This is a genomic window from Streptomyces sp. NPDC091280 (assembly GCF_044768565.1).
Taxonomy (GTDB): domain Bacteria; phylum Actinomycetota; class Actinomycetes; order Streptomycetales; family Streptomycetaceae; genus Streptomyces.
This window is the reverse complement of the sequence record NZ_JBIVUZ010000010.1, coordinates 375,816-401,452: the sequence shown is the minus strand read 5'-3', so window position 1 is coordinate 401,452 and position 25,637 is coordinate 375,816. Positions and strand designations below refer to the sequence as shown.

Genomic DNA, 25,637 nt, shown 5'->3' with positions numbered 1-25,637 from the left:
GAGGCTGGTCCCCATGACGATCCCCACGCGTTCCCTCGGTACCACCGGCCCCCAGGTCTCCGCCCCCGGCCTCGGCTGCATGGGCATGTCCGCGCTGTACGGCGAGGCGGACCGGAGCGAGTCCGTCGCGACCGTCCACGCCGCCCTCGAAGCGGGCGTCACCCTCCTGGACACCGGCGACTTCTACGCCATGGGCCACAACGAGATGCTGATCGGCGAAGCCCTGCGCACCGCCCCCGCCGCCCTGCGCGAACAGGCGCTCACCAGCGTGAAGTTCGGGGCCCTGCGCGGTCCGGACGGCAGCTGGAGCGGCTACGACGGCCGGCCCGGCGCGGTCAGGAACTTCGCCGCCTACTCCCTCCAGCGCCTCGGCGTCGACCACATCGATGTCTACCGGATCGCCCGGGTCGACCCCGACGTACCGATCGAGGAGACGGTCGGCGCCATCGCAGGACTGGTCGAGCAGGGGTACGTCCGGCACATCGGGCTCAGCGAGGTCGGCGCCGACACCATCCGCCGGGCCGCCGCCGTTGCACCCATCGCGGACGTGCAGCTGGAGTACGCGCTGATCACCCGGGGCATCGAGGACCGCATCCTGCCGACCACCCGTGAACTGGGCATCTCCGTCACCGCGTACGGCGTGCTGTCCCGGGGGCTGATCTCCGGGCACTTCGGCGCCGACCGCGAACTCGGCGCGAGCGACTACCGGGCGCACTCCCCGCGCTTCCAGGGCGAGAACCTCCGGCACAACCTGGGCCTGGTCGAGCAGTTGCGGAAGATTGCCGAGCAGAAGGGCGTCTCGGTCGCGCAGCTCGCCATCGCCTGGGTGCTGTCCCGGGGCGAGGACATCGTGCCGCTGATCGGCGCCCGCACCCGGGAGCGGCTCACGGAGTCGCTGGGCGCGCTGGACGTCGTCCTGGACGCGGCCGACCTCGCCGCGATCGAGGCGGCCGTACCGGCGGACTCGGCGCTCGGTGAGCGCTACCCGGCCGCGGCGATGGCGCACCTCGACAGCGAGCGCTGATCCGGCCTGCGGGTACGGTCTTCTCCATGGCAGCGAGCGAGACCCTGACCGCCGAGCGCATCCTCGAAGCGACCGAGGAGGTGCTGCGCCGCCACGGCCCCGCGAAGGCGACCGTGGTGGACGTGGCCCGCGCGCTCGGCGTCAGCCACGGCACCGTCTACCGGCACTTCCGCACCAAGGCCGCGCTGCGTGCGGCGGTCACCCGGCGCTGGCTGGACCGGACGTCGCAGACCCTGTCGCGTTTCGTGACGGAGGACGGCGACCCGGAGCGACGGCTGCGGGACTGGCTGGCCGGGCTGTTCGAGGCCAAGCGGCAGAAGGCGGGCGGCGATCCGGAACTCTTCGCCACCTACTCGGTCCTCGCCGAGGACACGGGCGAGGTGGTCTGCGGGCACATCGACGAACTGACCGGCCAGCTCACCGAGATCGTCCGGGCGGGGATCGCCACCGGCGCCTTCACCGTCCCCGACCCGGCCGTGGCCGCCCGCGCGGTCTTCCAGGCCACCGGCCGCTTCCACGACCCGTCCTACGCGCGGGAGTGGCAGAAGCCGGGCGTGGAGCGGGAGTTCGAGGCGCTGGTGGACCTGCTGCTGCGCGGGCTGCGCGGCTGACGGCGGCCCGCCGTCACGTCACCTTGACGGTCACGGTCGGCGAGTAGGTCGTACCGGCCGCGATCCGCAGATGCTCCTGGCCCTTGGTGTTGAGCCTCGCGGTCAGCGAGTAGCTGCTGCCGTTCTTGACCGTGGTGCTCCCGTTGAGCGCGTTCCACTTTCCGGCCTTCTCGTGCTGGAGGACCAGCTTGGTGCCGACCTTCAGGCCCTTCGTACGGCCGCTGAAGGTCACCTTGTCACCGGCCTTGACCATGCTCTTGTCGGCCTTGACGGTGATCGAGCCCATCGCGCTCGGACTGGCCTTCGGGCTCGCTTTCGGACTGGGGGACGCGGCGAAGGCGCTCGCGGTACCGGCCGACAGCAGGGCGATGCTCAGGGCACCGGCGGCGATCGTACGAGTGCCGCGACGGCGGAGTGAGACGTGCACGGGGGACTCCTCTCGTTCGGCCGACCACATCGTTCGGCTGATCACACCCGTCCATGCTCACGCCGGTCGGCCGTGACGGCGACTCGGGGGCGTCACAGCCCCGCCGCGCACTCCCAGAACTCCCGCATCAGCCGCATCGGTGTCGGGCCGCTCATCGCCACCTGGGTCAGCAGGATCGTGACCGTGCCGGTGGGCGGGACGAGGTGGGCGGTGGTGCCGGTGCCGCCGATCCAGCCGTAGCGGCCGGGGACGTTCCAGGGGTCGACGGGGGTGACGTCGACCTGGCCGCCGTAGCCCCAGCCCTGGCCCTCCAGGAAGAGGGTCGCGGCCTCGCGCTGGGCGGCCGTGAGGTGGTTCGTCGTCATGCGGCTCACCGAGGTGGGGGAGAGGAGTCCCTGCCCGCCGGCCCGTAGCATGCGCGCGAACGCCAGCCAGTCGTCGGCCGTGGAGACCAGGCCCCCGCCGCCCGAGGGGAAGCGCGGCAGACGGCCGTAGTCGCCGTCCGGGGTGTCCGTCAGGCGCAGGGTGCCGTCCTCGGCCGGGGCGTAGGCCGAGGTGAAGCGGTGCCGCTTCGAGGCCGGCACCTCGAACCCGGTGTCCCGCATGCCCAGCGGCTCGAAGATCCGCTCCGCCAGGAACTCGGGGAGGGAGCGGCCCGACACCCGGGCGGCCAGGAAACCCTGAAGGGCGGACGAGGTGCCGTAGAGCCAGGCCTCGCCCGGCTGGTGCAGCATCGGCACCTGGGCGAGCAGGCCCAGCCAGGTGTCCGGGTCCGGCCACTGGCCGAAGGGGCGGCTGTGGTCCTGGACCGCGAACAGGGCCCGCGCGGCGGGCAGCGAGAAGTCGGAGGGCAGGCCCCAGCCGGTGCGGAAGCTGAGCAGGTCCTCGACGGTGACCGGGCGTTCGGCGGGCACGACGTCGTCGACGGGACTCGTGGGGGTGCGCACCACCAGCGGCTTCGCCAGCTCTGGCAGCCACTCGGCCACCGGGTCGCCGAGCCCGATCCGGCCCTCGTCCACCAGCGTCAGCAGCGCCGCCGCCATGATCGGCTTGGTGACCGAGGCGATCCGGAAGATCGAGTCACGGGCCATCGGCGCGGTGCCCTCGACGTCGACGGAGCCCACGGCCACCACCTCGACGTCGTCGCCACGGGCCACCAGGCCCACCGCGCCCGGCACACTGCCGTCGTCGACGGAGCGCCGCAGGGTGTCGTGGAGAGAGCTCATCGGTCGGCCTTCCGGTCGGAGAGTCGTAGCGGATGCACCGGATACGACTCTCCCCGCCCCGCGAACTCATCGCTCCCGGTCAGTCCCCGGACGGGTCGACCGTCGCCTGGTGCTCCTCGGCCAGATGCTCCTCCGCCTTCAGCCAGGGCAGGAACTGCGCGCTCTTCTTCCAGCCGCAGGTGTCGCACTTGATCGTGCGCTGCGCACCCTTGCGCTGCACGCGGACGACGTGTTCGCGTCCGTGCTGGTCCCAGCGGCTCACCTTGCTCGTGTTGATCTGCAACATGCGCCTCGCCTCCGCTCAGGAGTGTCCGGCAAGGAGTGTGCAGCAAGACCAACATCAACGGGGCGCAATTCACGCCGAGTTGTCCAAGCTGTGAACATGTCATCCCGGAGTTCGTCCCAGTCTTGGTCCCGCGGTCAGCCGATCGTGCGCGGCAGCCGCAGGCCGAGCAGCCCGGTCAGCACCACCCCCGCCAGCTGCACCAGCAGCGTCGTCACCAGCGCGTCCCGCATGCCCATGCCCGGGATCAGCGACAGGAAGAGCGTGCCCAGCGTGGCCACGCCCAGCGCCAGCGCCGACTGCTGGGTGGTCACCATCACTCCGGCGCCCACACCGGCCCGCGCGGCCGGGACTTCGGACAGCACGATCCGGAAGACGATGGGCAGTTGGAGCGCCTGACCGGCACCCGCGACCGCCATCCCGGGAAGCAGTTCGACGAATCCGAGGTCCGGCCAGGAACGCCACGCGGCCAGCGCGATCAGCCCCACCCCCACGCCCTGCACGACGGCACCCACCGCCACGACCCGGGTGCCGTACCGGGTCACCAGGCGCGGTCCGGCGAGCGAGACGAGGAAGAAGGCCACGGCCATCGGGGCGAGCGCCAGGCCCGCCGCGACCGGGCCCAGGCCCGCGCCGCGCTGGAGCCCCACCGCGATCACGAACATGAACCCGCTGAAGCCGATCGACAGCGGCAGGATGATCGCCAGCCCGCGCCGCAGCGAGGTCAGCGCCAGCAGACTCGGCGGCACCAGCGGCGTACGGCCCCGCCGGTCCGCCGCGCGCTCCACCGCGTAGAACGCCGACACGATCCCCGGGACCGCGGCCAGCGACAGCCACGTCCACAGCGGCCAGCCCGCCGCCCGGCCCTCGGTCAGCGGCACCAGCAGCGCCAGCAGCGAAGCGGCCAGCAGGAAGGTCCCGGGCACGTCCACCGGCTCCGGGTGCTGGGAGCGCGTCTCCGGTACGACCCTGGCGGCCAGGAACAGTCCTACGACGACCACCGGCACGTTCACCAGGAACACCGCGCGCCAGCCGGTACCGGCTATGTCGGCGGCCACCAGGACCCCGCCGAGGATCTGCCCGGCCACCATGGCGATGCCGGCGGTCGCGCCGTACAGGCCCATCGCCTTGGCGCGGCGCGGGCCCTGCGTGGCGGCCTGGATGGTGGCGAGGACCTGCGGGAGCATCGCGGCGGAGGCCGCGCCCTGCGCGATCCGGGCGGCGACCAGGGCCCAGGCGGTGGGCGCGAGCCCGCAGGCCAGCGAGGTCAGGCCGAACGCGGCCATCCCGCCCAGGAACAGCCGGCGGCGCCCGAACAGGTCGCCGAGCCGGCCGCCGAGGACGAGCAGCACGGCGTACGAGACCCCGTACCCGGCGACGACGAGTTCGAGGACGGCCTCGCTCGCCGAGAGGTCCCGGCCGATGGTCGGCAGGGCCACGTTGACGATGAAGAAGTCGATGAGGGGCAGCGCCGCGGCCAGCAGCACCGTGAACAGTCCGAGGCCGCCGAGCACGGGGGGCGCCGCCGGGGATCGGACGGTGCGGGAAGTCATGGTTTCGGTCACGCCGACGAGCCTGCGCCTGTCGGCAGCCTGGTACCAGAGTGTTCTTATCCTGGTAGCGGGAGAACCTGGAAACAGGCTCGGCGCCACGGCAGACTGGGGTGATGACGACCATGGCACAGGAGACGCCGACAGCGACCGGCACGGCGACCCCACAGAGTTCCTCCGCCTCCGCGTCCACGATCCGGCGCCATGAACTCGCCGCGTTCCTGCGCCACCGCCGCGAGCACATCGCCCCCGAGCAGGTCGGCCTGCCGCGCGGTACCCGGCGCCGTACGCCCGGACTGCGGCGCGAGGAGGTCGCGCAGCTCGCCGCGGTCGGGGTCACCTGGTACACGTGGCTCGAACAGGCCCGGGACATCCAGGTCTCCGGCCAGGTCCTCGACGCGCTGGCCCGCACCCTGCTGCTCGACCGCAGCGAGCGGTCCCACCTGTTCCAGCTGGCCGACGCGGTCGATCCGCAGCCGGCCGCCGACTGCCCCGTGGTCACCCCCGCGTTGCAGGCGATGCTGGACCAGCTGGACCCGATCCCGGCCTGCCTTCAGAACGCCCGGTACGACATCCTCGCCTACAACCGCACCTACGGCATGCTGCTGTGCGACCTGGACGCGGTACCGCCCGAGGACCGCAACTGCATGATCCTCTCCTACACGCACGAGGAGTGGCGCTCCTCGATCGTGCACCTGGAGAAGAGCCAGCGGCTCATGGCCGCCCGCTTCCGTGGCTCGATGGCCGACCACCTCGCCGACCCGGCCTGGAAGACCCTGCTCAAGCGGCTGCACATGTCGCCCGACTTCCGCGAGGTCTGGGACCGGCACGAGGTGATGGGCGCGAGCCCGCGCCGCAAGGAGTTCCGCAACTCCCACGTGGGCCGTCTCACGGTCGACCACACCGACCTGTGGCTGGGCCCGTCGCGGGGCCCGCGGATGGTGACGTACGCGCCTGTGGACGAGGAGTCGCGGCAGCGGCTGGAGAAGCTGCACGCCATCGCGCTGGAGAAGTGAGGCCGGGCTCGCCGCGCCGCGTCAGAACCGCGGATGTCCCGACCGGTTGTACCTCGGGTTGCTCAGGGTCATGAACTCCCGGCCCCGCCGCAGATCCTGCACGACCTCTTCCCAGCCCGGGTCGTCCACCGGCTCGTGGCCCGCGCGGACGTACTCGACGAAGGTCCACCAGCTCTCGAAGTTCGGTGCTTCGTGGCTCAGCGCGTGGTGGTGGTTGATCTGGAAGTCGGAGGGCCGGGTCGCACCGGGTGTCCGGCGTCCCCACTCCAGTTCGTCGTCCTTGCGCAGCGCGGTCAGCCGCCGGGGTATGTCGCCCATGCTGTAGGTGTACGGATCGAGCCCCAGCGCCGGCCGGACGATCCCGAGGAGTTCCGCCTCGGGATGCGGGCCGAGCCCGATGGTGTGCTCGAAGATCCGCCGCAGCCGCTCGCAGATCGCCTCGCTGAGGTACTTGGCGAACCAGTGGGCGTCGCCCTCGTAGAACTGCCTGCCGACACCGACCGACACGGCATCGGTGTCGTACACCAGCCAGAAGTCGTGGCTTTCGAGCCCGTGGCTCTCCGAGAAGCGGAGGTAGCAGGCGCGGAGCCGGCCGAGCGGGAGGTGCTCGACCCGTTTGGGGCGCCAGGGCGTCCCCCGCCGGGTGAGGGTCAACGACCGACCGTCGAACGAGAACGTCCACCCTGAGCAGCGCATGACCATCGCATCGGACATCCGTTCAAATTACTGACCCCGCTGCCGACTGACAACGGATGGATCATACGATCCGGGGTCTGCGGAGTGTCCTGACCGGTCGACTCGGCGGTTTCTGGCGGGTGTTCGGGTCGGCGGTCGGCCGGGGCTGCTTGACCGGAGTGCCGTTCGTGTCACGGCCTCGTGGGTCCGGCTGGTCAACCGGCCGTGCTCGGCGGGGAGTTCGGCCGGTCCGGAGGGCTACGCGGTGATGCCGGCCGCCTCTCGGACCTCGACGGACGACAGGTTCTCCGCCGTGCGTTCGGCGGTTCGCCTCGCCCAGGCGCCGCTGGTCAGGGCGCCCAGTGCCAGTACGGCCAGGCCGCAGGCCACGAGGATCCACCAACCGGGGCGGGCCGCCGAGACGAACGTGTCCTTGTACGACGACGAGCCGACCCCGGAGGCCAGTACCGCGCCGACCACCGCGACGCCGAGGGTCTGGCCCAGCTGGCGGCTGGTGGAGGCGACGGCCGCCGCGACTCCCGCCTGGGCGCGGGGCATTCCGGACACCGCGGTGTTGGTGATCGGCGCGTTCACGAAACCGAAGCCGATGCCGAACAGCAAGTAGCCGATGAAGCGCGACACGTTGGAGGTCTCCGCCTCGAAGCCCGCGAACAGCAGCGCGCTCACGGTCATCGCGGAGCCCGCGATCAGGAGGGGTATCCGGGGGCCGCGACTGCCCACCAGGCGCCCGGAGATCGGCGCGCACAGGAAGGTCGGCACCGCCATCGGCAGCATCCACAGGCCGGCGTGCAGCGCGTCGAGCCCGACCACGTTCTGCAGATACAGCGTGGACAGGAACAGGAAGCCGCCCAGCGCCGAGAACGCGCTGATCGCGATCACCGTGGCCCCGCTGAACGGAGCGGAGCGGAAGAAGCGCAGGTCGATGAGGGGTTCGTCGCGGCGCGGCTCGTACCGGACGAGTCCGACCAGGGCGACCAGCGCGAGCGCCGCGAACGGCAGGATCGTGGTGAACCCGGAGTCCGGCGCCTCGATGATCGCGTACGTCAGCGAGCCGAACAGGGCGATCACCAGCAGCTGGCCGACCGGGTCGGCGCGGCGGGCCTTGGGCGCGCGCGACTCGGGGACGAACTTCAGGGTGAGCAGCAGCGCGGCCACCCCCACCGGCAGGTTGATCCAGAAGATCGAGCGCCAGCCGACCGAGTCCACCAGCAGCCCGCCGATCAGCGGACCGGCCGCCATCGATATGCCGACGACCGCACCCCACACGCCGATCGCCCGGGCCCGTTCGCGCGGCTCGGTGAAGGTGTTGGTGATGATCGACATCGCGACCGGGTTGAGCATCGAACCGCCGATCGCCTGGATCATGCGGAACCAGATCAGCGCGTCCAGGTCGGGCGCGAGCGAGCAGAGCAGTGAGCCCAGGCTGAAGACCACCAGCCCGATGATGAAGACCCGCTTGCGGCCGATCCGGTCGGCGGTGGAGCCCGCCAGCATCAGCAGGGAGGCCAGGACCAGGGTGTACGCGTCGATCGTCCACTGGAGGCCGGAGGTGCTCGCGTGCAGATCGGTCTGCATCGCGGGCAGGGCGACGTTCAGGATGGTCACGTCCAGGCTCACGATCAGCAGACTCATGCAGCAGATCGCGAGCACCAGCATGCGGCGGCGGTGGCTGAGCTCGGGCATGCGCTCCATCCTACGCGAAACTCGATAGTGTGTCTAACTAATGACTGCTACATGATCTCCGTCCGCAGGCACCGGAAGCCGTGCGCCACAATGGAGGAATGTCCACGCCCGTGTCCCTGCCCGCGCCCCCGGCCGTGTCGCCCCTGCGGATCGGCCCGCACACCGTCTCGCCGCCCGTCGTCCTGGCCCCCATGGCCGGGATCACCAACGCGCCTTTCCGCACCCTGTGCAGGGAGTTCAGTGGGGGCAAGGGCCTGTTCGTCAGCGAGATGATCACGACCCGGGCACTGGTCGAGCGCAACGAGAAGACCATGCAGCTGGTCCACTTCGACGCGACCGAGAAGCCGCGCTCGATCCAGCTGTACGGCGTGGACCCGGCGACCGTCGGCAAGGCCGTCCGCATGATCGCGGACGAGGACCTCGCCGACCACATCGACCTCAACTTCGGCTGCCCGGTCCCCAAGGTCACCCGCAAGGGCGGCGGCTCCGCGCTCCCGTACAAGCGCAACCTGCTGCGGGCGATCCTCAAGGAGGCCGTCGGCGGGGCCGGGGACCTGCCCGTCACCATGAAGATGCGCAAGGGCATCGACGACGACCACATCACCTTCCTCGACGCCGGCCGCATCGCCGTCGAGGAGGGCGTCACCTCCATCGCCCTGCACGGCCGCACCGCCGCCCAGCACTACGGCGGCACCGCCGACTGGGACGCCATCGCGCGGCTGAAGGAGCACGTGCCGGAGATCCCCGTCCTCGGCAACGGCGACATCTGGTCCGCCCAGGACGCGGTGCGCATGGTGCGCGAGACCGGGTGCGACGGGGTCGTGGTCGGGCGTGGGTGCCTCGGGCGGCCCTGGCTCTTCGCCGACCTCGTTGCCGCCTTCGAGGGGCGTGAGCAGGCCCGTGCCGGAGGCACTGATGGATGCAGTCTGAAGCCGTCCTTGCGCGAGGTCGCCGACATCATGGTGCGGCACGCGACCCTGCTCGGCGAGTGGATCGGCGACGAGGCGCGCGGGGTCATCGACTTCCGCAAGCACGTCGCCTGGTACCTCAAGGGCTTCGCGGTCGGCAGCGAGATGCGCAAGCGCCTCGCCATCACGTCCACCCTGGACGAACTCCGCTCCGGCCTCGACGAGTTGGACCTCGACCAGCCCTGGCCCACGGGCGCCGACGGGCCCCGCGGCCGTACGTCCGGCAACAACCGGGTGGTGTTGCCGGACGGCTGGCTGAAGGACCCGTACGACTGCGCGTGGCTCGGCGAGGACGCCGAACTCGACTCCTCCGGCGGCTAGTTGGTCTTCGGGTGGGGCGTCGAGCCGTACGCCGTGAGGAACTTGTCGCGGAAGGCGCTCATCTTCCACACCGGGGCGTCGTGCGCGGGGCGCAGCCCGTCCGTCCAGTTCCAACTGTCGATCTTCGCCAGGACCTTGGGGTCCTTGGCGACGATCGAGATCGGCACGTCGCGGCTCGCGTGGTTGCCGCTGACCCGGGCGATCGGCTGGTGGTCGCCGAGGAAGACCAGCACCGTGTTGTCGTTGCCGTAGCGCTCCAGCCACTGGGTGAGGGAGTTCACCGAGTACTGGATCGACTTGCCGTACTCCTGGCGGGACTTGGTGGTGTCGGCGATGACGTCGGAGGCCTTGTTGCCGGCCTTCTCGATCGCGTCGAAGATCGAGCCGTTGCCCAGCTGGTCCCACGGGACGAGCTTCGGGATCGGCGCCCACGGCTGGTGGCTCGACGTCAGGATGATCATCGACATCAGCGACTTGCCGTCGGCGCGCGGCTTGCTGTGCACCCGCTTCTGGAACTGCTCAAGGGTGTACTGGTCCGGCATCGTCGACCAGCTGAACTTCGGTCCCTTGTAGCCCAGTTGGAAGGCGTTGTAGACCTTGTCCAGGCCGTAGAAGCTCTGCTCCGGCCAGCCCTTCTGCACCCCCGGCATCACACCGATGGTGTCGAAGTCGCCGGTCTTCTTGAAGGCGTCGGTCAGGCTCAGGTGGTCGCTGGCCATCACCGTGCGGTAGCGCTGCTGGTTGTTGACCCACAGCCCCGACATGGTCGTCGAGTGACCGAGCCAGCTGCTGCCGCCGTAGGTCGCCGAGGTCAGCCAGCCGCTCTTCGCGGCGAAGCCCGCCTTCGACAGGGCCTTGGTGTCGGCCGCGAGGGTCTCGTCCACACCGGGCGCCATGATCGGGTCCTCGATCGCGCTGCGGCCGTAGCTCTCGATGAAGGTGAAGATCATGTCCTTGCCGCGCAGGTCCGGGACGAGCTGGCTGCCCGGGGTGTTGCCGAAGGCGTCGACCTTGGCGACCTTCTTGAACTCCGCCTCGTCGCGCAGGGTGTTGCGGACCGCGACGGTGCGGAGCTTGAGGATCGCCGCGGTGTGGTCGGCGGCGAGCGGCACGCCGGAGACCTGGAGGCCGAAGGCCGAGCAGGTGATCCAGACGGTGCCGGCGATCAGCGCGCCCCGGGACGCCTGGGCCTTGTGACCGGCCAGCAGGTTGCTGAGCCGGACCGTGGCCAGCGCGACCAGCACGATCAGCAGCAGGACGAACAGCACGACCCCGACCGTGACGAGTGAGGTGACCGTCCCGCCGAGCGTGTCCGAGAGATAGCCGCGCGCGTCACCGAACAGGCTCCAGTCCAGGACGACGTTGAAGCCCCGGCCCAGGTATTCGTTGAAGCCCATGTCCAGCATGTTCAGGATCGCGATCACGGCGGTCAGCGCGCCGCAGCACGCGGCCAGCACGATCCGCGGCCGACGCGGCAGGCTCATCAGGACCACGGCCCCCATGATCGCCTCGGCCGGCAGCCGCACGAACTCGCTGGGCTTCAGGCTGTTCAACGTGGTCGGCATCAGCAGACACACGTAGACGACGGCGGCGGCGAGCACGGTGACGGTCCAGGACGCGACGCGCGCGGCGACGGGATGCCGCTCCCGCCAGTCCCGTATCCGCCGCCGCAGCCCGAGCCGACTGCTCCAGGCGCGGGGGCCGGGGCGAGCGGGACGGGGGGTGGCGGCGGGGGCGGTGTCCGAGGCCGGGGCCGGGGCTTCGGGGGTGGGGGTCGCGGGGTCCTCGGCGTCTTCGGGATCGGCCTCGGGGGCGGCCTTGGAGTCCGCGGACTCGGAGGCGTCGGCTTCGGCTTCGCTATCCCGGTCGGTGTCGGTGTCGGCGTCACCGCTGACGGCACTGTCGTTGTCTACGGCGGTCTCGTTGTCGATCTCGTCGTCGACGTCCGGCGGCGGAACCTTGCCATCGGCTGCCCCGGCCGTGTTCGGTGACTGGCGTGTGCTCGTGTGCTGAGGCAACCCGAAGGTCCTTCCATGAGGAGCCCGTAGTCGGAGTGGCGGCCCTTTGGGGCCTGGCTGGCCAGACCCTCGCTGGGGAGGCAGGACCGCCGTCATTCCGTACGAGTTGCCTCATGCGCCCGTTCACGGAACTGGGCAAACACCCGGCAAACGGCTTATCACCGTTGCGTCACGCGCCCCCCACCGCCGTGAGCAGCGCCAGCGGAGCCGCCGCCGACCTGGACTCCCGCACACACGCGTGCGGGTACGGGACCGGCTCCGGGTGGGTGTCGCGGCCGTAGCCCGCGAGGACCTCCGGGAGCCGGTGGCCGGCCGCCGTCGCCGCGTCGACCAGCGCGTGCGCGACCGTACGGGCCTCGTCGTGCAGGCCGTAGCGCGAAAGGCCCAGCGTGATCAGGGCGTTGTCGTGCGGCCAGACCGAACCCCGGTGGTAGGAGAGCGGGTGGTAGGCGGCCTGGCCGGCGGCCAGCGTGCGGACGCCCCAGCCGGAGAAGAAGTCCGGCTCCAGGAGCCTGCGGCCGACCAGTTCGCCGTACTCCTTGTCGAGGAGGCCGGACCAGAGGAGATGGCCCGCGTCGGACGCCAGCGCGTCGACCTGGCGGCCCTCCCCGTCCAGCGCGAGCGCCGGGAAGGAGTGGTCCCGCATCCAGAAGTCCTGCTGGAAACGGTCCCGCAGATCGGCCGCCGCCTGCTCCAGGAGGGCCGCGTAGGTCTCGTCGTCCCACACGGTCCGCGCGACCCACGCGGTGCGGCGCAGCGCGTCGTACGCGTACCCCTGGGCGCCCGCCGCCGTCACCGGACCGCTCGCCCGGGTGCCGTCCGCGGAGCAGATCGCGCCGGGGGAGTCCTTCCAGTTCTGGTTGGCCAGGCCGCCCTGGTCGGAGCGGTAGACGAGATAGCCGCGCGAGGTCAGGCCGCCGTGGTCGAGCATCCAGCCCACCGCCGCGCGGGCGTTGGGCTCCAGGCGGCGGGCGAGGGCCGTGTCGCCGGTCCGCTCGACATACGCGCCGAGCAGCACGAGGAACAGCGGGGTCGCGTCGACCGAGCCGTAGTAGCGCCCGTACGGCACCTGCCCGAAGTGCGCCAACTCGCCGTGCCGTACCTCGTGCACGATCTTGCCGGGCTGGGAGACCGACTCGGGGCCGACCGCCGTGGCCTGGGTCGCGGCGAGCGCGGGCAGGGTGGCGGCGGCGAGTTGGGGGCGGTAGGGGAGCGCGAAGAGCGAGGTGAGCAGGGCGTCCCGGCCCAGCAGGGTCAGGAACCAGGGGGCGCCGGCCGCCGGTACGCGCAGTTCCTCGCCGTCCGGGCCCGCCGCCGGGACCTGGAGCGAGGCCAGGTCCGACAGCCCCCGGGCGCAGGCGGCGGCCAGTTCCGGCCAGCCGGTGGGGAAGGAGACGCCCTGGACGTACTCGCCCTCCAGCGCGAGGAGTTGCTCGTTCAGCGCGGACGGCGAGCGCGGTACCCGCAGCGCGCGTTTGTCGCCGTGCGGGCGGGCCATCACCCGCAGGGCCAGTTCGGCGGTGCCGTGCGGTTCCAGGTCCAGGGTCCATACCAGGCGGCGGGCGCCGGTGCCGGTCTCCTCGACGCCGTCGGGCGCCGGGTCGGCCGTGACCGTCGTACAGGAACGCCATTCACCGCGCTGGTAGACGAACTCCACGCCGTCGTCCAGGACTTGGCGGGAGCGGGTGACGCCGGTCTTCGCGTAGGTGCGGTGGTCGGAGCGGAGTTCGAACTGGTCGGTGAAGTCGGCGTCCGCGGTGACCGCGAGCCGGACCGTGGTCGGCACCGGCCGGTTGCTGGTGACCTTCAGCGACTCGACGAACGAGCCGTCGCCGACGGCCTGTTCACGGAAGAGCGTGTGCGCGGGCGGCTCCTGGCGGCCACCGCGCGGGACCAGGACGCAGCGCGCCATGTCCCCGTCGGCCACCGGTGTCAGTGCCTCCGGCACCGCGCCGTCGACCGTCAACTGCCAGCGGCTCAGGTGCCGGGCGTCCCGTACGAATAACCCGTCCGGGGAACTGCCGCCCCGTACCCCGCTGATGTCCCCGCCGTCTCCCACGGCTGCGAACGTGCCGCCGTGCACGAGCAGATGATGCCGGTCCGTCATCCCCGGTCCCCTCCCTTGACTCTCCTGGCGCCCTTGACCGCCTTGCCGTTCACTTCGGTTCAGTGCTGCCGCGCATGTCGAACGTGCCGCTGCCCGTGCCGGACACGGCGTGCCCGGGGGGCTCGTGAAGCAGATCGAGGGTCAGTGCGGCGGTCCAGCTGAAGCCGGTCGCGCCGCACGCCTCGCCGTCGTACGGGTCGACGTACTCGGCGAAGTCGGTGGCGGCGGCCGTCTCCAGGACGGCGTCGCGCAGCGCGTCCGCCCTCGACCGCTCGCCGTGCAGCCGCAGTCCGCGCTCCAGCAGCCAGCTCGTGTTGAACCAGGCCGGGCCGCGCCAGTAGCGGTGCGGGTCGAAGGCCTCGCCCAACAGGTCGTAGCTGGGCGGGAGTCGGGTGCTGTGCCCGAGTCCGAAGTGCGGTCCGGACGCCGTACGGACGAGGGCCGCGGCGATGTCCCGGGGCAGGTCGGGCAGGAGCAGCGGGATCAGACCGGAGACGCTCCGCTCGGGGAGGAGGCCCTCGCCGCGCACGTCACGGCAGAGGAACAGGCCCTCCGCCGGGTCCCACAGCCGCTCGATCAGGACGCCGGTCAGGCGCTGCGCGCGGGCGTGCCGGGCGGTGCCGGTGGCGCCCAACTCCCGTGCGATCCGGGCGAGTGCGTGCTCGGAGGCGATGAGCAGGGCGTTGAAGGAGGGGTCCTCCACCGCGAACTCGCTCGCGCCGTCCGCGTACCGGCCGTCCCGGTAGTCCGTCGCGAGCCGCACGTAACGGCCGTAGTCGAGATCCGTGGGCCGGTCCTCGGCGGCTCCGTGGTCGAGGTCGGCGCGGCGGAAGGAGCGGGCCGGGGCAGGCGTGACGCGGCTCAACGGGGCGTCCCAGCAAGGGCTGTTGTCCATACCCTGTTCCCAGGGGTGCACGACGGAGGCGAGCCCGCCCCCGCCCAGGTCGCGCCGGTGCAGCAGATAGCGGTGCCAGGCGGCCAGCCGGGGGTAGACACCGGCCAGGAAGCCGCGGGCGCGGGACAGGCCCGGGTCGGCGCGGTGCACCAGCCAGGCGGCGAGCGCGTGCACCGGTGGCTGCACGATGCCCGAGGTCTGTACGGTGCGCGGGGCGCCCGCGGTGTGCCCCGCGGTGGAGGAGCGCCAGAAGTCGGGGCTCGGGAAGTACGCGTCGAGCGGTACGGAGGGGTTGAAGACGATGTGCGGGATCCGGCCGTCGCCCCACTGGGCGGCGAGCAGCGTCTCCAGCTCGGTCTGGGCCCGCAGCGGCGAGAGGTGCCGCAGTCCGATCGCGATGAACGCGGAGTCCCAGGACCACTGGTGCGGATACAGACCGCGCGAGGGAACGGTGGAGGCTCCCGTCCAGTTCGCTTCCAGTACGGCAGCCGCCCTGAGGTGCAGGGAAGCCGCGGGGGACGGCGGATCGTATACGAGGGTGCGCTCCGTGGGGAGTGCGGTGAGCTGGGCGGTGCGATCCACTGGGAACTCCACGAAAGACGTCGTGCCGACCGCTTCGGTCATGGCTACCGTAGGGTTACGTCTATTTAACACGCAAAACTCAATATGTAATGCAGGGTTGAGAAACACAAGGGGGTGCGCATGACGGGAAGAGGTCAAGGGAGCGCCGGAGATCTGCTCGAACTGGTGCGCACCGGGCGTGCCACCACCCGAGGGGCCCTCCAGCAGGTGACCGGACTCTCCCGCGCGACCGTCGGCCAGCGTCTGGACCGGCTGTTCCGCGCGGGCTGGCTGCGCGAGGGCGCGGGCGGCCCGGTGGACTCCCCGCTGGGCGGCCGGCCCTCGATCACCCTCGAATTCGACGACGCCCACGCCGTGGTCCTCGCCGCGGACCTGGACACCCGCCACGCGCGCGCGTGCGTCCTCTCGCTCACCGGCGAGATCCTCGCCGAGCACGGCGGCACGCTCGTCGTCGAGGACGGCCCGGACGTCGTGCTGGGTGAACTCGGCCGCTGGTTCGCCGAGTTGCTGGAGAAGGCCGGCCACCGGGCGGCCGAGGTGTGCGGCATCGGACTCGCGGTGCCCGGCCCGGTCGACACCGACACCGGCCGCGTCGTCCAGCCGCCGATGATGCCCGGCTGGGACGGCTACGACATAAGAGGCCGCCTGGCCCGCGCCTTCACCGAGCACACCGGCGCCCCGCGGGTCCCGGTCCTCGTCGACAACGACGCCAACCTCATGGCCTACGGCGAACAGCGCACCGGCCACCCCGACTGCCAGGCCTTCGTCCTGGTCAAGGTCTCGACGGGCATCGGCGCCGGGGTCGTCGTCGGCGGCTCCATCTTCCGGGGCATCGACGGCGGCGCGGGCGACATCGGCCACATCCGCATCCCGGCGGGCGCGCAGGCGCTGTGCCGGTGCGGGTCCTACGGCTGTCTCGCCGCCGTCGCCAGCGGTGGCGCCGTGGCGCGCCGGCTCGCCGAGACCGGGGTGCGGGCGGAGTCCGGCTCGGACGTACGGGACCTGCTGGCCTCGGGTCACCCGGGAGCGGCGGCCTTCGCCCGCGAGGCGGGACGGCAGGTCGGGGACGTCCTGGCGACCGTGGTGACGCTGCTCAACCCCGGGGTGCTGATGATCGCGGGGGACCTGGCCGGCACGTCCTTCCTCACGGGCGTGCGCGAGCTGCTGTACCAGCGGGCGCTGCCGCGCTCCACCGCTCATCTGCACGTACTGACCTCGCGGCTCGGTGAGCGGGCCGGTCTGGTGGGGGCGGGCGCGCTGGTCGTGGAGTACCTGTACGCGCCGGAGCGGGTCGAGGAGCGGCTGCTCGCGCTGGGTGTGTGACGTCCGCGTTTCGGTTCGGGGACGTGTCCGGGGGCCGTCCGCATGGTGAAATCCGGTCGGGTGTGGAAGCGTGATTCTCGCCACCTTTGATAAGGGTGGCGCTCAGGTGAGCGGATCTTGCGCGGCTGCACTTCTCCAAGGGGTGGCACTCCGTGCCACCCCTTGATCGTTCATCGATCGAAATCAGCCGAGCCGCAAGTCGCTCATGTGAGCGTAAAACTGCACTGGTGACCCCGATTGCGTTCAAGAAGTGAAAACACCCGGCGGTGTTCGCTTGCCGAGCCTTGACTTTCGATCCGCTGGCGGACCGCGGGTTACGGACGCATGACATGCAAGTGGACGTACCCAGGCGCCTTCGATCTGGGTATGTTCCTGGCCGTCAGGGCAGCCACCCGCGTCCCGAGGAGTCGAGACCCGTGTCGGAAAACAAAGAACCCCACGTAGCGAAGTTCGTCTACGACTTCACCGAGGGAAACAAGGACCTCAAGGACCTTCTCGGCGGCAAGGGTGCCAACCTCGCCGAGATGACGAACCTGGGCCTTCCCGTGCCCCCCGGCTTCACCATCACCACCGAGGCGTGCAAGACCTACCTCGACAGTGGCGAGGAGCCGGCGGCACTGCGTGACGAGGTGAGTGCGCACCTCGACGCCCTTGAGTCGACGATGGACAAGAAGCTGGGACAGGCCGACAACCCGCTCCTCGTGTCGGTCCGTTCCGGGGCGAAGTTCTCCATGCCCGGGATGATGGACACCGTCCTGAACATCGGCCTCTCCGACAAGTCCGTGCAGGGCCTCGCCAAGCAGGCCGGCGACGAGCGCTTCGCGTGGGACTCCTACCGCCGCCTCATCCAGATGTTCGGCAAGACCGTCCTCGGCGTCGACGGCGACCTCTTCGAGGAGGCCCTCGACAAGGCCAAGGAGGCCAAGAAGGTCGCGGTCGACACCGAGCTGGACGCGGCCGACCTGAAGAAGCTGGTCACCCGCTTCAAGCGGATCGTCAAGACCGAGGCGGGCCGCGACTTCCCGCAGGACCCGCGCGAGCAGATGGACCTCGCCATCCACGCCGTCTTCGACTCCTGGAACACCGACCGCGCCAAGCTCTACCGCCGCCAGGAACGCATCCCCGGCGACCTCGGCACCGCCGTCAACGTCTGCTCCATGGTCTTCGGCAACCTCGGCCCCGACTCCGGCACGGGCGTCGCCTTCACCCGCGACCCGGCCAGCGGCCACCAGGGCGTCTACGGCGACTACTTGCAGAACGCGCAGGGCGAGGACGTCGTCGCCGGCATCCGCAACACCGTGCCGCTGGCGGAACTTGAGCAGATCGACAAGAAGTCGTACGACCAGCTCATGCGGATCATGGAGACCCTGGAGAACCACTACAAGGATCTCTGCGACATCGAATTCACCATCGAGCGCGGCCAGTTGTGGATGCTCCAGACCCGCGTCGGCAAGCGCACCGCCGGTGCCGCCTTCCGGATCGCCACCCAGCTCGTCGACCAGGGGCTGATCGACGAGGCGGAGGCCCTCCAGCGGGTCACCGGCGCCCAGTTGGCGCAGCTGATGTTCCCGCGCTTCGACGAGGACGCCAAGGTCCAGCAGGTCGGCCGGGGCATCGCCGCCTCGCCGGGCGCCGCGGTCGGCAAGGCGGTCTTCGACTCGTACACGGCGGTGAAGTGGTCGCGTTCGGGCGAGAAGGTCATCCTGGTCCGCCGCGAGACCAACCCCGACGACCTCGACGGCATGATCGCGGCCGAGGGCATCCTGACCTCCAGGGGCGGCAAGACCTCCCACGCGGCCGTCGTCGCGCGCGGCATGGGCAAGACGTGCGTGTGTGGCGCGGAGGAGCTTGAGGTCGACACCAAGCGCCGCCGGATGACCGTCCCCGGCGGACACGTGGTCGAAGAGGGCGACGTCATCTCGATCGACGGCTCGTCCGGCAAGGTCTACCTCGGCGAGGTCCCGGTCGTCCCGTCCCCGGTCGTGGAGTACTTCGAGGGCCGGATGCACGCGGGCGCCGACGACGCCGACGAACTGGTCGAGGCCGTCCACCGGATCATCGGGTACGCCGACCGGGTGCGCCGCCTGCGGGTGCGCGCCAACGCCGACAACGCCGAGGACGCGCTGCGCGCCCGCCGCTTCGGCGCCCAGGGCATCGGCCTGTGCCGTACGGAGCACATGTTCCTCGGCGACCGCCGTGAGCTGGTCGAGCGACTGATCCTGGCCGACACGGACACCGAACGCGAGGAGTCTCTCAAGGCCCTGCTCCCGCTCCAGAAGGCGGACTTCGTCGAGCTGTTCAAGGCGATGGACGGACTCCCGGTCACCGTCCGCCTGTTGGACCCGCCGCTGCACGAATTCCTGCCGGACATCACGGAGTTGTCGGTCCGCGTCGCGCTCGCGGAGTCCCGCCAGGAGTCCCACGAGAACGACCTGCGCCTCCTCCAGGCGGTGCACCGCCTGCACGAGCAGAACCCGATGCTGGGCCTGCGGGGCGTGCGGCTGGGCCTGGTCATCCCGGGGCTGTTCACCATGCAGGTACGGGCCATCGCCGAGGCGGCGGCCGAGCGCAAGGCGGCCAAGGGCGACCCGCGCGCCGAGATCATGATCCCGCTCGTCGGCACGGTCCAGGAGCTGGAGATCGTCCGCGAGGAGGCCGACCAGGTCATCGCCGAGGTCGAGGCCGCGACGGGCACCCAACTCAAGCTGTCCATCGGCACGATGATCGAGCTGCCGCGCGCCGCCCTGACGGCGGGCCAGATCGCGGAGGCGGCGCAGTTCTTCTCGTTCGGCACGAACGACCTCACCCAGACGGTGTGGGGCTTCAGCCGCGACGACGTGGAGGCCTCGTTCTTCACGGCCTACCTGGAGAAGGGCATCTTCGGAGTCAGCCCCTTCGAGACGATCGACCGGGACGGCGTGGGCTCGCTGGTGAAACTGGCCGCGAAGGCCGGCCGGGAGACCCGCCCCGACCTGAAGCTCGGCGTCTGCGGCGAACACGGCGGCGACCCCGAGTCGGTCCACTTCTTCCACGAGGTCGGACTGGACTACGTCTCCTGCTCGCCGTTCCGGATCCCGGTGGCACGCCTTGAGGCGGGGCGGGCGGCCTGCGTGGCGCAGGGGAGCGACCACCGGTAGGGCCCCGGGGCAGCCGTCGGTCGTCCTGACCCTCACCGACCCGACGGCGGCTCCGGATCACGAGGAGAGGGGCGGCACCCTGTGCGGGGGTACCGCCCCTCTCCGCGTCGTCACTCGCAGGCGACGCCGTCCCCGTCGCGGTCGAGGTGCGAGTCGTAGCCGGGCTCGCCCCGGTAGAGCGGTGTGACACCGGCCGCGCGGGCCGCGGTGCAGTTCGCGTAGTACGTGCCGCCGCCCCCGCCGGAACCGCTGTCGTCGGAACCCGAGCCCGAGCCGCTGTCGTCGGCGGCCCGGGCGGTGACCGTTCTGGTGACCTTGACCGTCTTCGTGGCCGTCACCGTGGGCGCCGGAGCGGGGGTGGCGGTCTCCGTCGCGGTCGCCGTGACGGTCGTCGTCGGCCGCGGACTCGCGGCGGCGGGCCTGGCGTCGCTCGCCGTGTCCTTCTTCTGGTCCTGGCCGGAGCCGCCGGCGCCGACGCCGATGAGGAAGGCCAGCGCGAGAGCGGGCAGCGCGTAGCGCTTGCGGGCCCAGCGGGGCGCGGGCCGGACGGGCTGCGGCACCGGTGGCATGTACGGGTTGGTCATGTCGTCCCCCAAGGTGTGTCATGCGGACACGTGCAGGGGACGACCGTAGGACCGGGCCGCGACGCGCGAGGGAAAGGTGACGGTTCCGTGATGAAAACGTCCGCTTGGGGCGTGCGGAACATTCCCGGCCAGAACGGCCGGGGCACTCCACCCTGCGTCCCCCCACGCGGCGACCGCCCCCGCCGTCAGGTCACGCGAACTCGGGGATCAGCTCGCCGACCCGGCGGATGCTGTCCAGTACCCGCTCGTGCGGGATCGCGCCGACCTGCTGGAAGCACATCAGGCGGTCGATGCCCGCGTCGGCGTACGCCCGCAGCTTCTTGCGGCAGGTGTCGGGGCTGCCGACGATCAGCGAGTCCTGCGCCATGAGCGCCTCGAACAGCTCCTCCTCGGGGACCGTCTCGCCCTGGAGGATGCGGCCGATGGCCAGCTGGGCCGCGTTGGGCGCGGTGTGGGCCTCGTCGCGCAGGAACGCGCCGGTCAGCCCGCCGCCGGCCGGGTCGGCCAGGATGCGCTGCTGGATCGTCATCGTCTCGACGAACGCCTCCGCCGCCTCGAAGAACGTCAGGGCCCGCGCGGTGTACCAGGCCGCCGCCGCGGCGGCCCCGGACCGCAGCGCCTCCTCGTCGGTCTCGGCGCAGTGGACGAAGGTGAAGAAGGCGACCTGGTCGTTGACGAACGCGCCGACCGGTCGCTCGCAGTCGGCCACCGCCTCCCGGTACAGCTCCACCAGTCGGCTCACCCGGGTCAGCGGCTCCCAGAGGGTGGTGCCCAGGACGCCCACCCCGCGTCGGCCCGCCTCCTCGAAGGAGGCCGGGCTGGAGGCCGCCTGCCACAGCGGCGGGTGCGGTCGCTGGAGCGGTGCCGGGACCAGCGGCCGGTCCCCGGCGCCCGTCAGCAGCCGGGGGATCTCCTCGAAGGCCCGGTCGGTCTGGGCCCGCGCGCCCGCCGGATCGACGCCGAACATCCGCCACTCGGGAGCGGTGGAGCGGGTCAGGCCCAGCTCCACCCGGCCGCCGCTCAACTGGTCGAGCCAGGCGGCGCGTTCGGCGATCCGGCGCGGGTGGTTGATCTCGGCCGGTGCCAGTACCGCCGCGTGCCCGAGCCGTATCCGGGAGGTGCGCTGCGACAGCGCCGTCAGCAGCAGTTCCGGTGCCGAGCTGAGGCTGAACTCCTCCGCGCCGTGGTGCTCCACCTGCCACCAGCAGTCGTAGCCGGAGCGGTCGGCGAGCACCGCCTGTTCGATCGTCTCCTGGATGCGCAGGTGTTCGTGGTCGTCGGTCGCCCAGGGGCGGGGGTCCTGGATCTCGCTGAACATGTCGAGCTTCACGTGCTGAACTGCCTTTCCCGTTCGCCGACTTGTCGCGGGGAGCGGTCCCGCGCGGCGGGATCAGGCTGTCAGGTAAGTGTGTTGAGGATGTATCGACCCGCTGTGGGGTTCATGTCGTGATTGGTCGGTTTTTGTGAGCAGGTGTGAAGGAAGCGGGCTCAGTGTGCCCGTACCTCGTACGCCGTGATCCGCACCGCCGGGTCGTCCAGGCACTCCCCGGTGGCCAGGTCGAACCGCTGCTTGAGCAACGGGGAGGCGACGAACGGGCGGCCCTGGTGGGTGCCGGTCAGACCCCGGGAGAGGACCGCGGCGCCGCCGAACGGGTCGCGGTTGTCGATGCCGTAGAGGCTGCCCGAGCGGTCGCGGAACAGGGCGACCTGGCGGCCGTCCGGCAGCAGGGCCGCCACCCCGCGCCCGGGGGTGAGCCGGTTCAGGTCGCAGACAGTGAACCAGCCGTCGTTCTCCGGGTCCGGCCGGAGCTGGACCTTCAGGTCGGTCGTCTCGGGAGCCAGGGTCATCGCTGGGCGCTTCCTTCCAGGACGTCTGCGGACTGCTGGGGCCGCATGCCGATGGACAGCAGCGGCAGGTCGGGCTTGATCTGGTCGCGCTCGGGGACGAAGCCGACGACCGGGTCCGGGGTGTCCGGCGCGTTCACGAAGGACACGAACCGGTCCAGTTTCTCGGGGTCGTTGATGGTCTCGGCCCACTCGTCGCGGTACCCGGCGACATGCGCGGCCATCAGCGACTCCAGCTCCTCGCAGATGCCGAGCGAGTCCTCCACGACCACCTCGCGGACGTGGTCGAGGCCGCCCGGAACGCGCTCCAGCCACACGCTGGTGCGCTCCAGGCGGTCGGCCGTGCGGATGTAGAACATGAGGAACCGGTCGATCAGACGCACCAGTTCGGCGTCGGACAGGTCCTGCGCCAGCAGGTCCGCGTGGCGTGGGGTGGCGCCGCCGTTGCCGCCGACGTACAGGTTCCAGCCGTTGGCGGTGGCGATGATCCCGAAGTCCTTCGACTGGGCCTCGGCGCATTCGCGGGCGCAGCCGGAGACCGCCGACTTGAGCTTGTGCGGGGAGCGCAGGCCCCGGTAGCGCAGCTCCAGGTCGATCGCCATCCGGACCGAGTCCTGGACGCCGTAGCGGCACCAGGTCTGGCCGACGCAGGACTTCACCGTGCGCAGGGACTTGCCGTACGCGTGGCCCGACTCGAAGCCCGCGTCCACCAACCTCGCCCAGATCAGCGGGAGTTGTTCCACCCGGGCGCCGAAGAGGTCGATGCGCTGGCCGCCGGTGATCTTCGTGTAGAGGCCGAAGTCGCGGGCCACCTCGCCGATCACGATGAGCTTCTCCGGGGTGATCTCGCCGCCGGGAATCCGCGGTACGACCGAATAGGAGCCGTTCTTCTGGAGGTTGGCGAGGAAGTGGTCGTTGCTGTCCTGGAGCGCGGCCTGTTCGCCGTCCAGGACATAGCCGCTCGCGCCGATCGTCGGGGCGAGGGAGGCGATGATCGAGGCGACCGTCGGCTTGCAGATCTCGCAGCCGTCGCCGCCCCGGGCGCCCTCGCGGCCGTAGCGGTCCAGCAGGTCCTGGTAGGAGTTGACGCGCAGCGCGAGCGCGATCTCGTACAGCTCCTCGCGGGTCCGCGCGAAGCAGCCGCACAGGCCCTTGTCGACCTCGACGCCGTTCGCCTCCAGCTCGGCGGTGACCAGCTGGCCGAGCACCTTGACGCAACTCCCGCAGCCCGTACCGGCCTTGGTGCACTTCTTCACCTCCGGCACGCTCGTGCAGGAGTGGTCCGTCACCGCGCCGCGGATCGTGCCCTTGGTGACGTTGTGGCAGGAGCAGACCACCGCCTCGTCGGGCAGCGCGGACGGGCCGAGCTGGACGGCGCCCCCGGAACCGGCCGGCAGCACCAACTGCTCGGGGGAGACCGGCGGTACGGACCCGGTGAACGCGCGCAGCGTGCCGTAGGCCTCCGCGTCGCCGACCAGGATGCCGCCCAGCAGCTCGCCGCCCCGGCCGATCACCAGCTTCTTGTACGTCCCCGCCCGCGCGTCGGAGTAGACGACGTCGAGGCAGTCCGCGGTGGCGCCGTGCGCGTCGCCGAAGGACGCCACGTCCACGCCGAGCAGCTTCAGCTTGGTCGACAGGTCGGCGCCGGTGAACGCCGATTCGTCCTCGGCGACGGTCGCCGCCACCGTCTCCGCCTGCTCGTAGCCGGGCGCCACCAGCCCGTACACCCGGCCGTCCGCCGCCAGCGCGCACTCGCCGATCGCGAACACGCGCGGGTCGGTGACCGTACGGCACTGTTCGTCGACCGTGATGCCGCCGCGCTCGCCCACCGACAGGCCGCAGTCCCGGGCGAGTTGGTCGCGCGGGCGGACACCGGCGCTGAACACCACCATGTCCGTGGCGAGTTCGGAACCGTCCGACAGCCTCATGCCGACGACGGCACCGTCCGCCCCGGCCACGATCTCCTGCGTACCGGTCCCCGTGTGGACCCTCAGACCCATGTCCTCGATGGTGCGCAGCAGGGCCGCGCCGCCGCCCTCGTCGACCTGCACCGGCATCAGCCGGGGCGCGAACTCCACGATGTGGGTGGCCAGTCCGAGCCCCTTGAGCGCGCCCGCGGCCTCCAGCCCGAGCAGCCCGCCGCCGACCACGGCGCCCGTGGTGGCCCGTGACTTCGCGTACGCCTCGATCGCGAGGAGGTCCTCGATCGTGCGGTAGACGAAGCAGCCGTCGGAGTCCTTGCCCGGAACCGGCGGCACGAACGGGTACGAGCCGGTGGCGAGGACCAGGGTGTCGTAGCCGACGGTCAGCCCGGAGCGGGCGGTCACCGTCCTCGCCGCCCGGTCGATCGTCTCCGCCGGGTCGCCGACGTGCAGCTCGATGCCGTGGTCCTTGATGAACTCCGCGTCCGTGAGCGACAGTTCCTCGGGTGTGCGGCCCGAGAAGTACGAGGTGAGCTGGACGCGGTCGTAGGCCGGACGCGGCTCCTCGCACAGCACGACCACCCGGTGCGTGGCGGTCAGGCCGCGCTCGGCGAGCGCTTCGAGGAAGCGCTGACCGACCATGCCGTGGCCGACGAGCACGATGGTGGGCACCACACGCGGATTCGAGGTCATGCCCAGGAGCCTGCGACCTCGGTGTTACCCGACCGCATCACGGTTGTTTCCCGTGAGGAACGCTGCCCTCAGCGGGAGCGCGCCGGGGGTGTGAGGGTTCCGGTTCGGTTATCCGAACCCCGCACTTCCGTGCAGGCACCATCGTGTACGGCGCGCGGCGGCGGAAACCTGGAGACATCGGTTCTCCGCAGTTCACGGCCAGGAGGAAGCACTATGGGCAGTGTCCGAGATGTACAGGTCCACGACACCGGGGCGGAGTGGACGCGGCGACTCGCCCGCGCGCCCTTCACCGCCGCCACCTGGCGCCGCACCGCCTACGCCGTACTCGCCCTCCCTGTGGGCCTGGCGTGCGTCCCGCTCGCCCTCCTCGGCGCCCCCACGGCCCGCTGGCAGCGCGGACTCGTCCGCCGCTTCCTGGGCGCGGACCTTCCGGGCACCGCGCGACGCGGCGGCCTGCGCCACGCGCTCCTCGCCACCCCCCTCAACCTCCTCACCGCCTTCGTCACGGTCTACGGCTGGGCGATCGTCCCCATGAACCTCGGCTGGCCGCTGCGCGCCGGCTCCGACTACTCCGCCGCGTGGGGCGGCCCGACCTTCGCCGGCGCCTGGGCCTTCCACGCCGTCCTGGGCGGCATCGGCTTCCTGCTGCTGACGCCGTGGCTGGTCCGCGGCCTCACCACCGTCCAGATCCGCGTCGCCAGGTCGCTCCTCTCCTAGGTTGATCCC

20 protein-coding genes are annotated in these 25,637 nt (G+C 71.3%); 7 read left to right on the top strand and 13 right to left on the bottom strand.

The features are described from left to right. Positions 1 to 13 precede the first annotated feature (13 nt). On the top strand, positions 14 to 1,024 hold the full coding sequence (locus ACIQPR_RS30260; RefSeq protein WP_403654675.1) for an aldo/keto reductase: 1,011 nt from the start codon (positions 14 to 16) through the stop codon (positions 1,022 to 1,024). 26 nt (positions 1,025 to 1,050) lie between these two features. Then, complete coding sequence (locus tag ACIQPR_RS30255; RefSeq protein WP_403654673.1) at positions 1,051 to 1,635, top strand: TetR family transcriptional regulator; 585 nt, start codon at positions 1,051 to 1,053, stop codon at positions 1,633 to 1,635. A gap of 13 nt (positions 1,636 to 1,648) precedes the next feature. On the opposite strand, the gene ACIQPR_RS30250 is transcribed toward ACIQPR_RS30255, so the two are convergent. The 4 genes from ACIQPR_RS30250 to ACIQPR_RS30235 form a co-directional block, all read right to left on the bottom strand. Next, positions 1,649 to 2,062, bottom strand: a complete 414-nt coding sequence (locus ACIQPR_RS30250) for a hypothetical protein (protein WP_403654671.1) — start codon at positions 2,060 to 2,062, stop codon at positions 1,649 to 1,651. 92 nt (positions 2,063 to 2,154) lie between these two features. Further along, on the bottom strand, positions 2,155 to 3,288 hold the full coding sequence (locus tag ACIQPR_RS30245) for a serine hydrolase domain-containing protein (RefSeq protein ID WP_403654669.1): 1,134 nt from the start codon (positions 3,286 to 3,288) through the stop codon (positions 2,155 to 2,157). Positions 3,289 to 3,367: 79 nt separating this feature from the next. After that, entirely contained in the window at positions 3,368 to 3,574 is a 207-nt protein-coding gene (locus tag ACIQPR_RS30240) for a hypothetical protein (RefSeq protein WP_403654667.1), read from the bottom strand. A 134-nt stretch (positions 3,575 to 3,708) separates the two neighbouring features. Continuing rightward, positions 3,709 to 5,136, bottom strand: a complete 1,428-nt coding sequence (locus ACIQPR_RS30235; protein WP_403654665.1) for an MFS transporter — start codon at positions 5,134 to 5,136, stop codon at positions 3,709 to 3,711. A 101-nt stretch (positions 5,137 to 5,237) separates the two neighbouring features. Here ACIQPR_RS30235 and ACIQPR_RS30230 point away from each other — a divergent pair, with 101 nt between their 5' ends. Next, a complete protein-coding gene (locus tag ACIQPR_RS30230) occupies positions 5,238 to 6,137 on the top strand; it encodes a helix-turn-helix transcriptional regulator (RefSeq protein ID WP_403654663.1) in 900 nt (299 codons plus the stop codon). Positions 6,138 to 6,158: 21 nt separating this feature from the next. On the opposite strand, the gene ACIQPR_RS30225 is transcribed toward ACIQPR_RS30230, so the two are convergent. Together ACIQPR_RS30225 and ACIQPR_RS30220 are read right to left on the bottom strand one after the other, a co-directional pair. Further along, positions 6,159 to 6,851, bottom strand: a complete 693-nt coding sequence (locus ACIQPR_RS30225) for a hypothetical protein (RefSeq protein WP_403654661.1) — start codon at positions 6,849 to 6,851, stop codon at positions 6,159 to 6,161. A gap of 219 nt (positions 6,852 to 7,070) precedes the next feature. Next, on the bottom strand, positions 7,071 to 8,516 hold the full coding sequence (locus ACIQPR_RS30220) for an MFS transporter (protein ID WP_403654659.1): 1,446 nt from the start codon (positions 8,514 to 8,516) through the stop codon (positions 7,071 to 7,073). Between the two features lie 98 nt (positions 8,517 to 8,614). Between ACIQPR_RS30220 and dusB the strand changes: the two genes are divergently transcribed. Then, a complete protein-coding gene (gene dusB / locus ACIQPR_RS30215; RefSeq protein ID WP_403654657.1) occupies positions 8,615 to 9,805 on the top strand; it encodes a tRNA dihydrouridine synthase DusB in 1,191 nt (396 codons plus the stop codon). Here dusB and ACIQPR_RS30210 read toward each other — a convergent pair. The 3 genes from ACIQPR_RS30210 to ACIQPR_RS30200 form a co-directional block, all read right to left on the bottom strand. After that, entirely contained in the window at positions 9,802 to 11,370 is a 1,569-nt protein-coding gene (locus tag ACIQPR_RS30210) for a sulfatase-like hydrolase/transferase (RefSeq protein WP_403654846.1), read from the bottom strand. The two genes, dusB and ACIQPR_RS30210, sit on opposite strands and share 4 nt — an antisense overlap. Positions 11,371 to 11,992: 622 nt before the next feature. Next, positions 11,993 to 13,930: a glycogen debranching N-terminal domain-containing protein gene (locus ACIQPR_RS30205; protein ID WP_403654655.1), complete on the bottom strand. Its 1,938-nt coding sequence runs from the start codon at positions 13,928 to 13,930 to the stop codon at positions 11,993 to 11,995. Positions 13,931 to 13,979: 49 nt separating this feature from the next. After that, on the bottom strand, positions 13,980 to 15,407 hold the full coding sequence (locus ACIQPR_RS30200; RefSeq protein WP_403654653.1) for an MGH1-like glycoside hydrolase domain-containing protein: 1,428 nt from the start codon (positions 15,405 to 15,407) through the stop codon (positions 13,980 to 13,982). A 120-nt stretch (positions 15,408 to 15,527) separates the two neighbouring features. On the opposite strand from ACIQPR_RS30200, the gene ACIQPR_RS30195 reads away from it, so the two are divergent. Both ACIQPR_RS30195 and ppdK read left to right on the top strand, forming a co-directional pair. Continuing rightward, a complete protein-coding gene (locus ACIQPR_RS30195) occupies positions 15,528 to 16,730 on the top strand; it encodes an ROK family protein (RefSeq protein WP_403654651.1) in 1,203 nt (400 codons plus the stop codon). 416 nt (positions 16,731 to 17,146) lie between these two features. After that, positions 17,147 to 19,867 carry a pyruvate, phosphate dikinase gene (ppdK, locus tag ACIQPR_RS30190; protein WP_403654649.1) on the top strand — a complete coding sequence of 907 codons (2,721 nt, stop codon included), beginning with the start codon at positions 17,147 to 17,149 and terminating at the stop codon, positions 19,865 to 19,867. 110 nt (positions 19,868 to 19,977) lie between these two features. Here ppdK and ACIQPR_RS30185 read toward each other — a convergent pair whose 3' ends face one another. The 4 genes from ACIQPR_RS30185 to nirB all read right to left on the bottom strand — a co-directional run bounded on the left by ACIQPR_RS30185 (position 19,978) and on the right by nirB (position 24,911). Continuing rightward, the gene (locus ACIQPR_RS30185; RefSeq protein WP_403654647.1) at positions 19,978 to 20,451 is read right to left on the bottom strand and encodes an excalibur calcium-binding domain-containing protein; all 474 of its coding nucleotides are present in this window, start codon (positions 20,449 to 20,451) and stop codon (positions 19,978 to 19,980) included. A 190-nt stretch (positions 20,452 to 20,641) separates the two neighbouring features. Beyond that, positions 20,642 to 21,781 (bottom strand): LLM class flavin-dependent oxidoreductase, encoded by a 1,140-nt coding sequence (locus ACIQPR_RS30180; RefSeq protein ID WP_403654645.1) that lies wholly within the window; start codon positions 21,779 to 21,781, stop codon positions 20,642 to 20,644. Positions 21,782 to 21,939: 158 nt separating this feature from the next. After that, positions 21,940 to 22,299, bottom strand: a complete 360-nt coding sequence (nirD, locus tag ACIQPR_RS30175) for a nitrite reductase small subunit NirD (RefSeq protein ID WP_403654643.1) — start codon at positions 22,297 to 22,299, stop codon at positions 21,940 to 21,942. Continuing rightward, the gene (gene nirB, locus ACIQPR_RS30170; protein ID WP_403654641.1) at positions 22,296 to 24,911 is read right to left on the bottom strand and encodes a nitrite reductase large subunit NirB; all 2,616 of its coding nucleotides are present in this window, start codon (positions 24,909 to 24,911) and stop codon (positions 22,296 to 22,298) included. Before nirB ends, nirD begins: the two co-directional genes overlap by 4 nt. A gap of 213 nt (positions 24,912 to 25,124) precedes the next feature. Here nirB and ACIQPR_RS30165 point away from each other — a divergent pair, with 213 nt between their 5' ends. Beyond that, complete coding sequence (locus ACIQPR_RS30165) at positions 25,125 to 25,628, top strand: hypothetical protein (protein ID WP_403654639.1); 504 nt, start codon at positions 25,125 to 25,127, stop codon at positions 25,626 to 25,628. Positions 25,629 to 25,637: the final 9 nt, after the last annotated feature.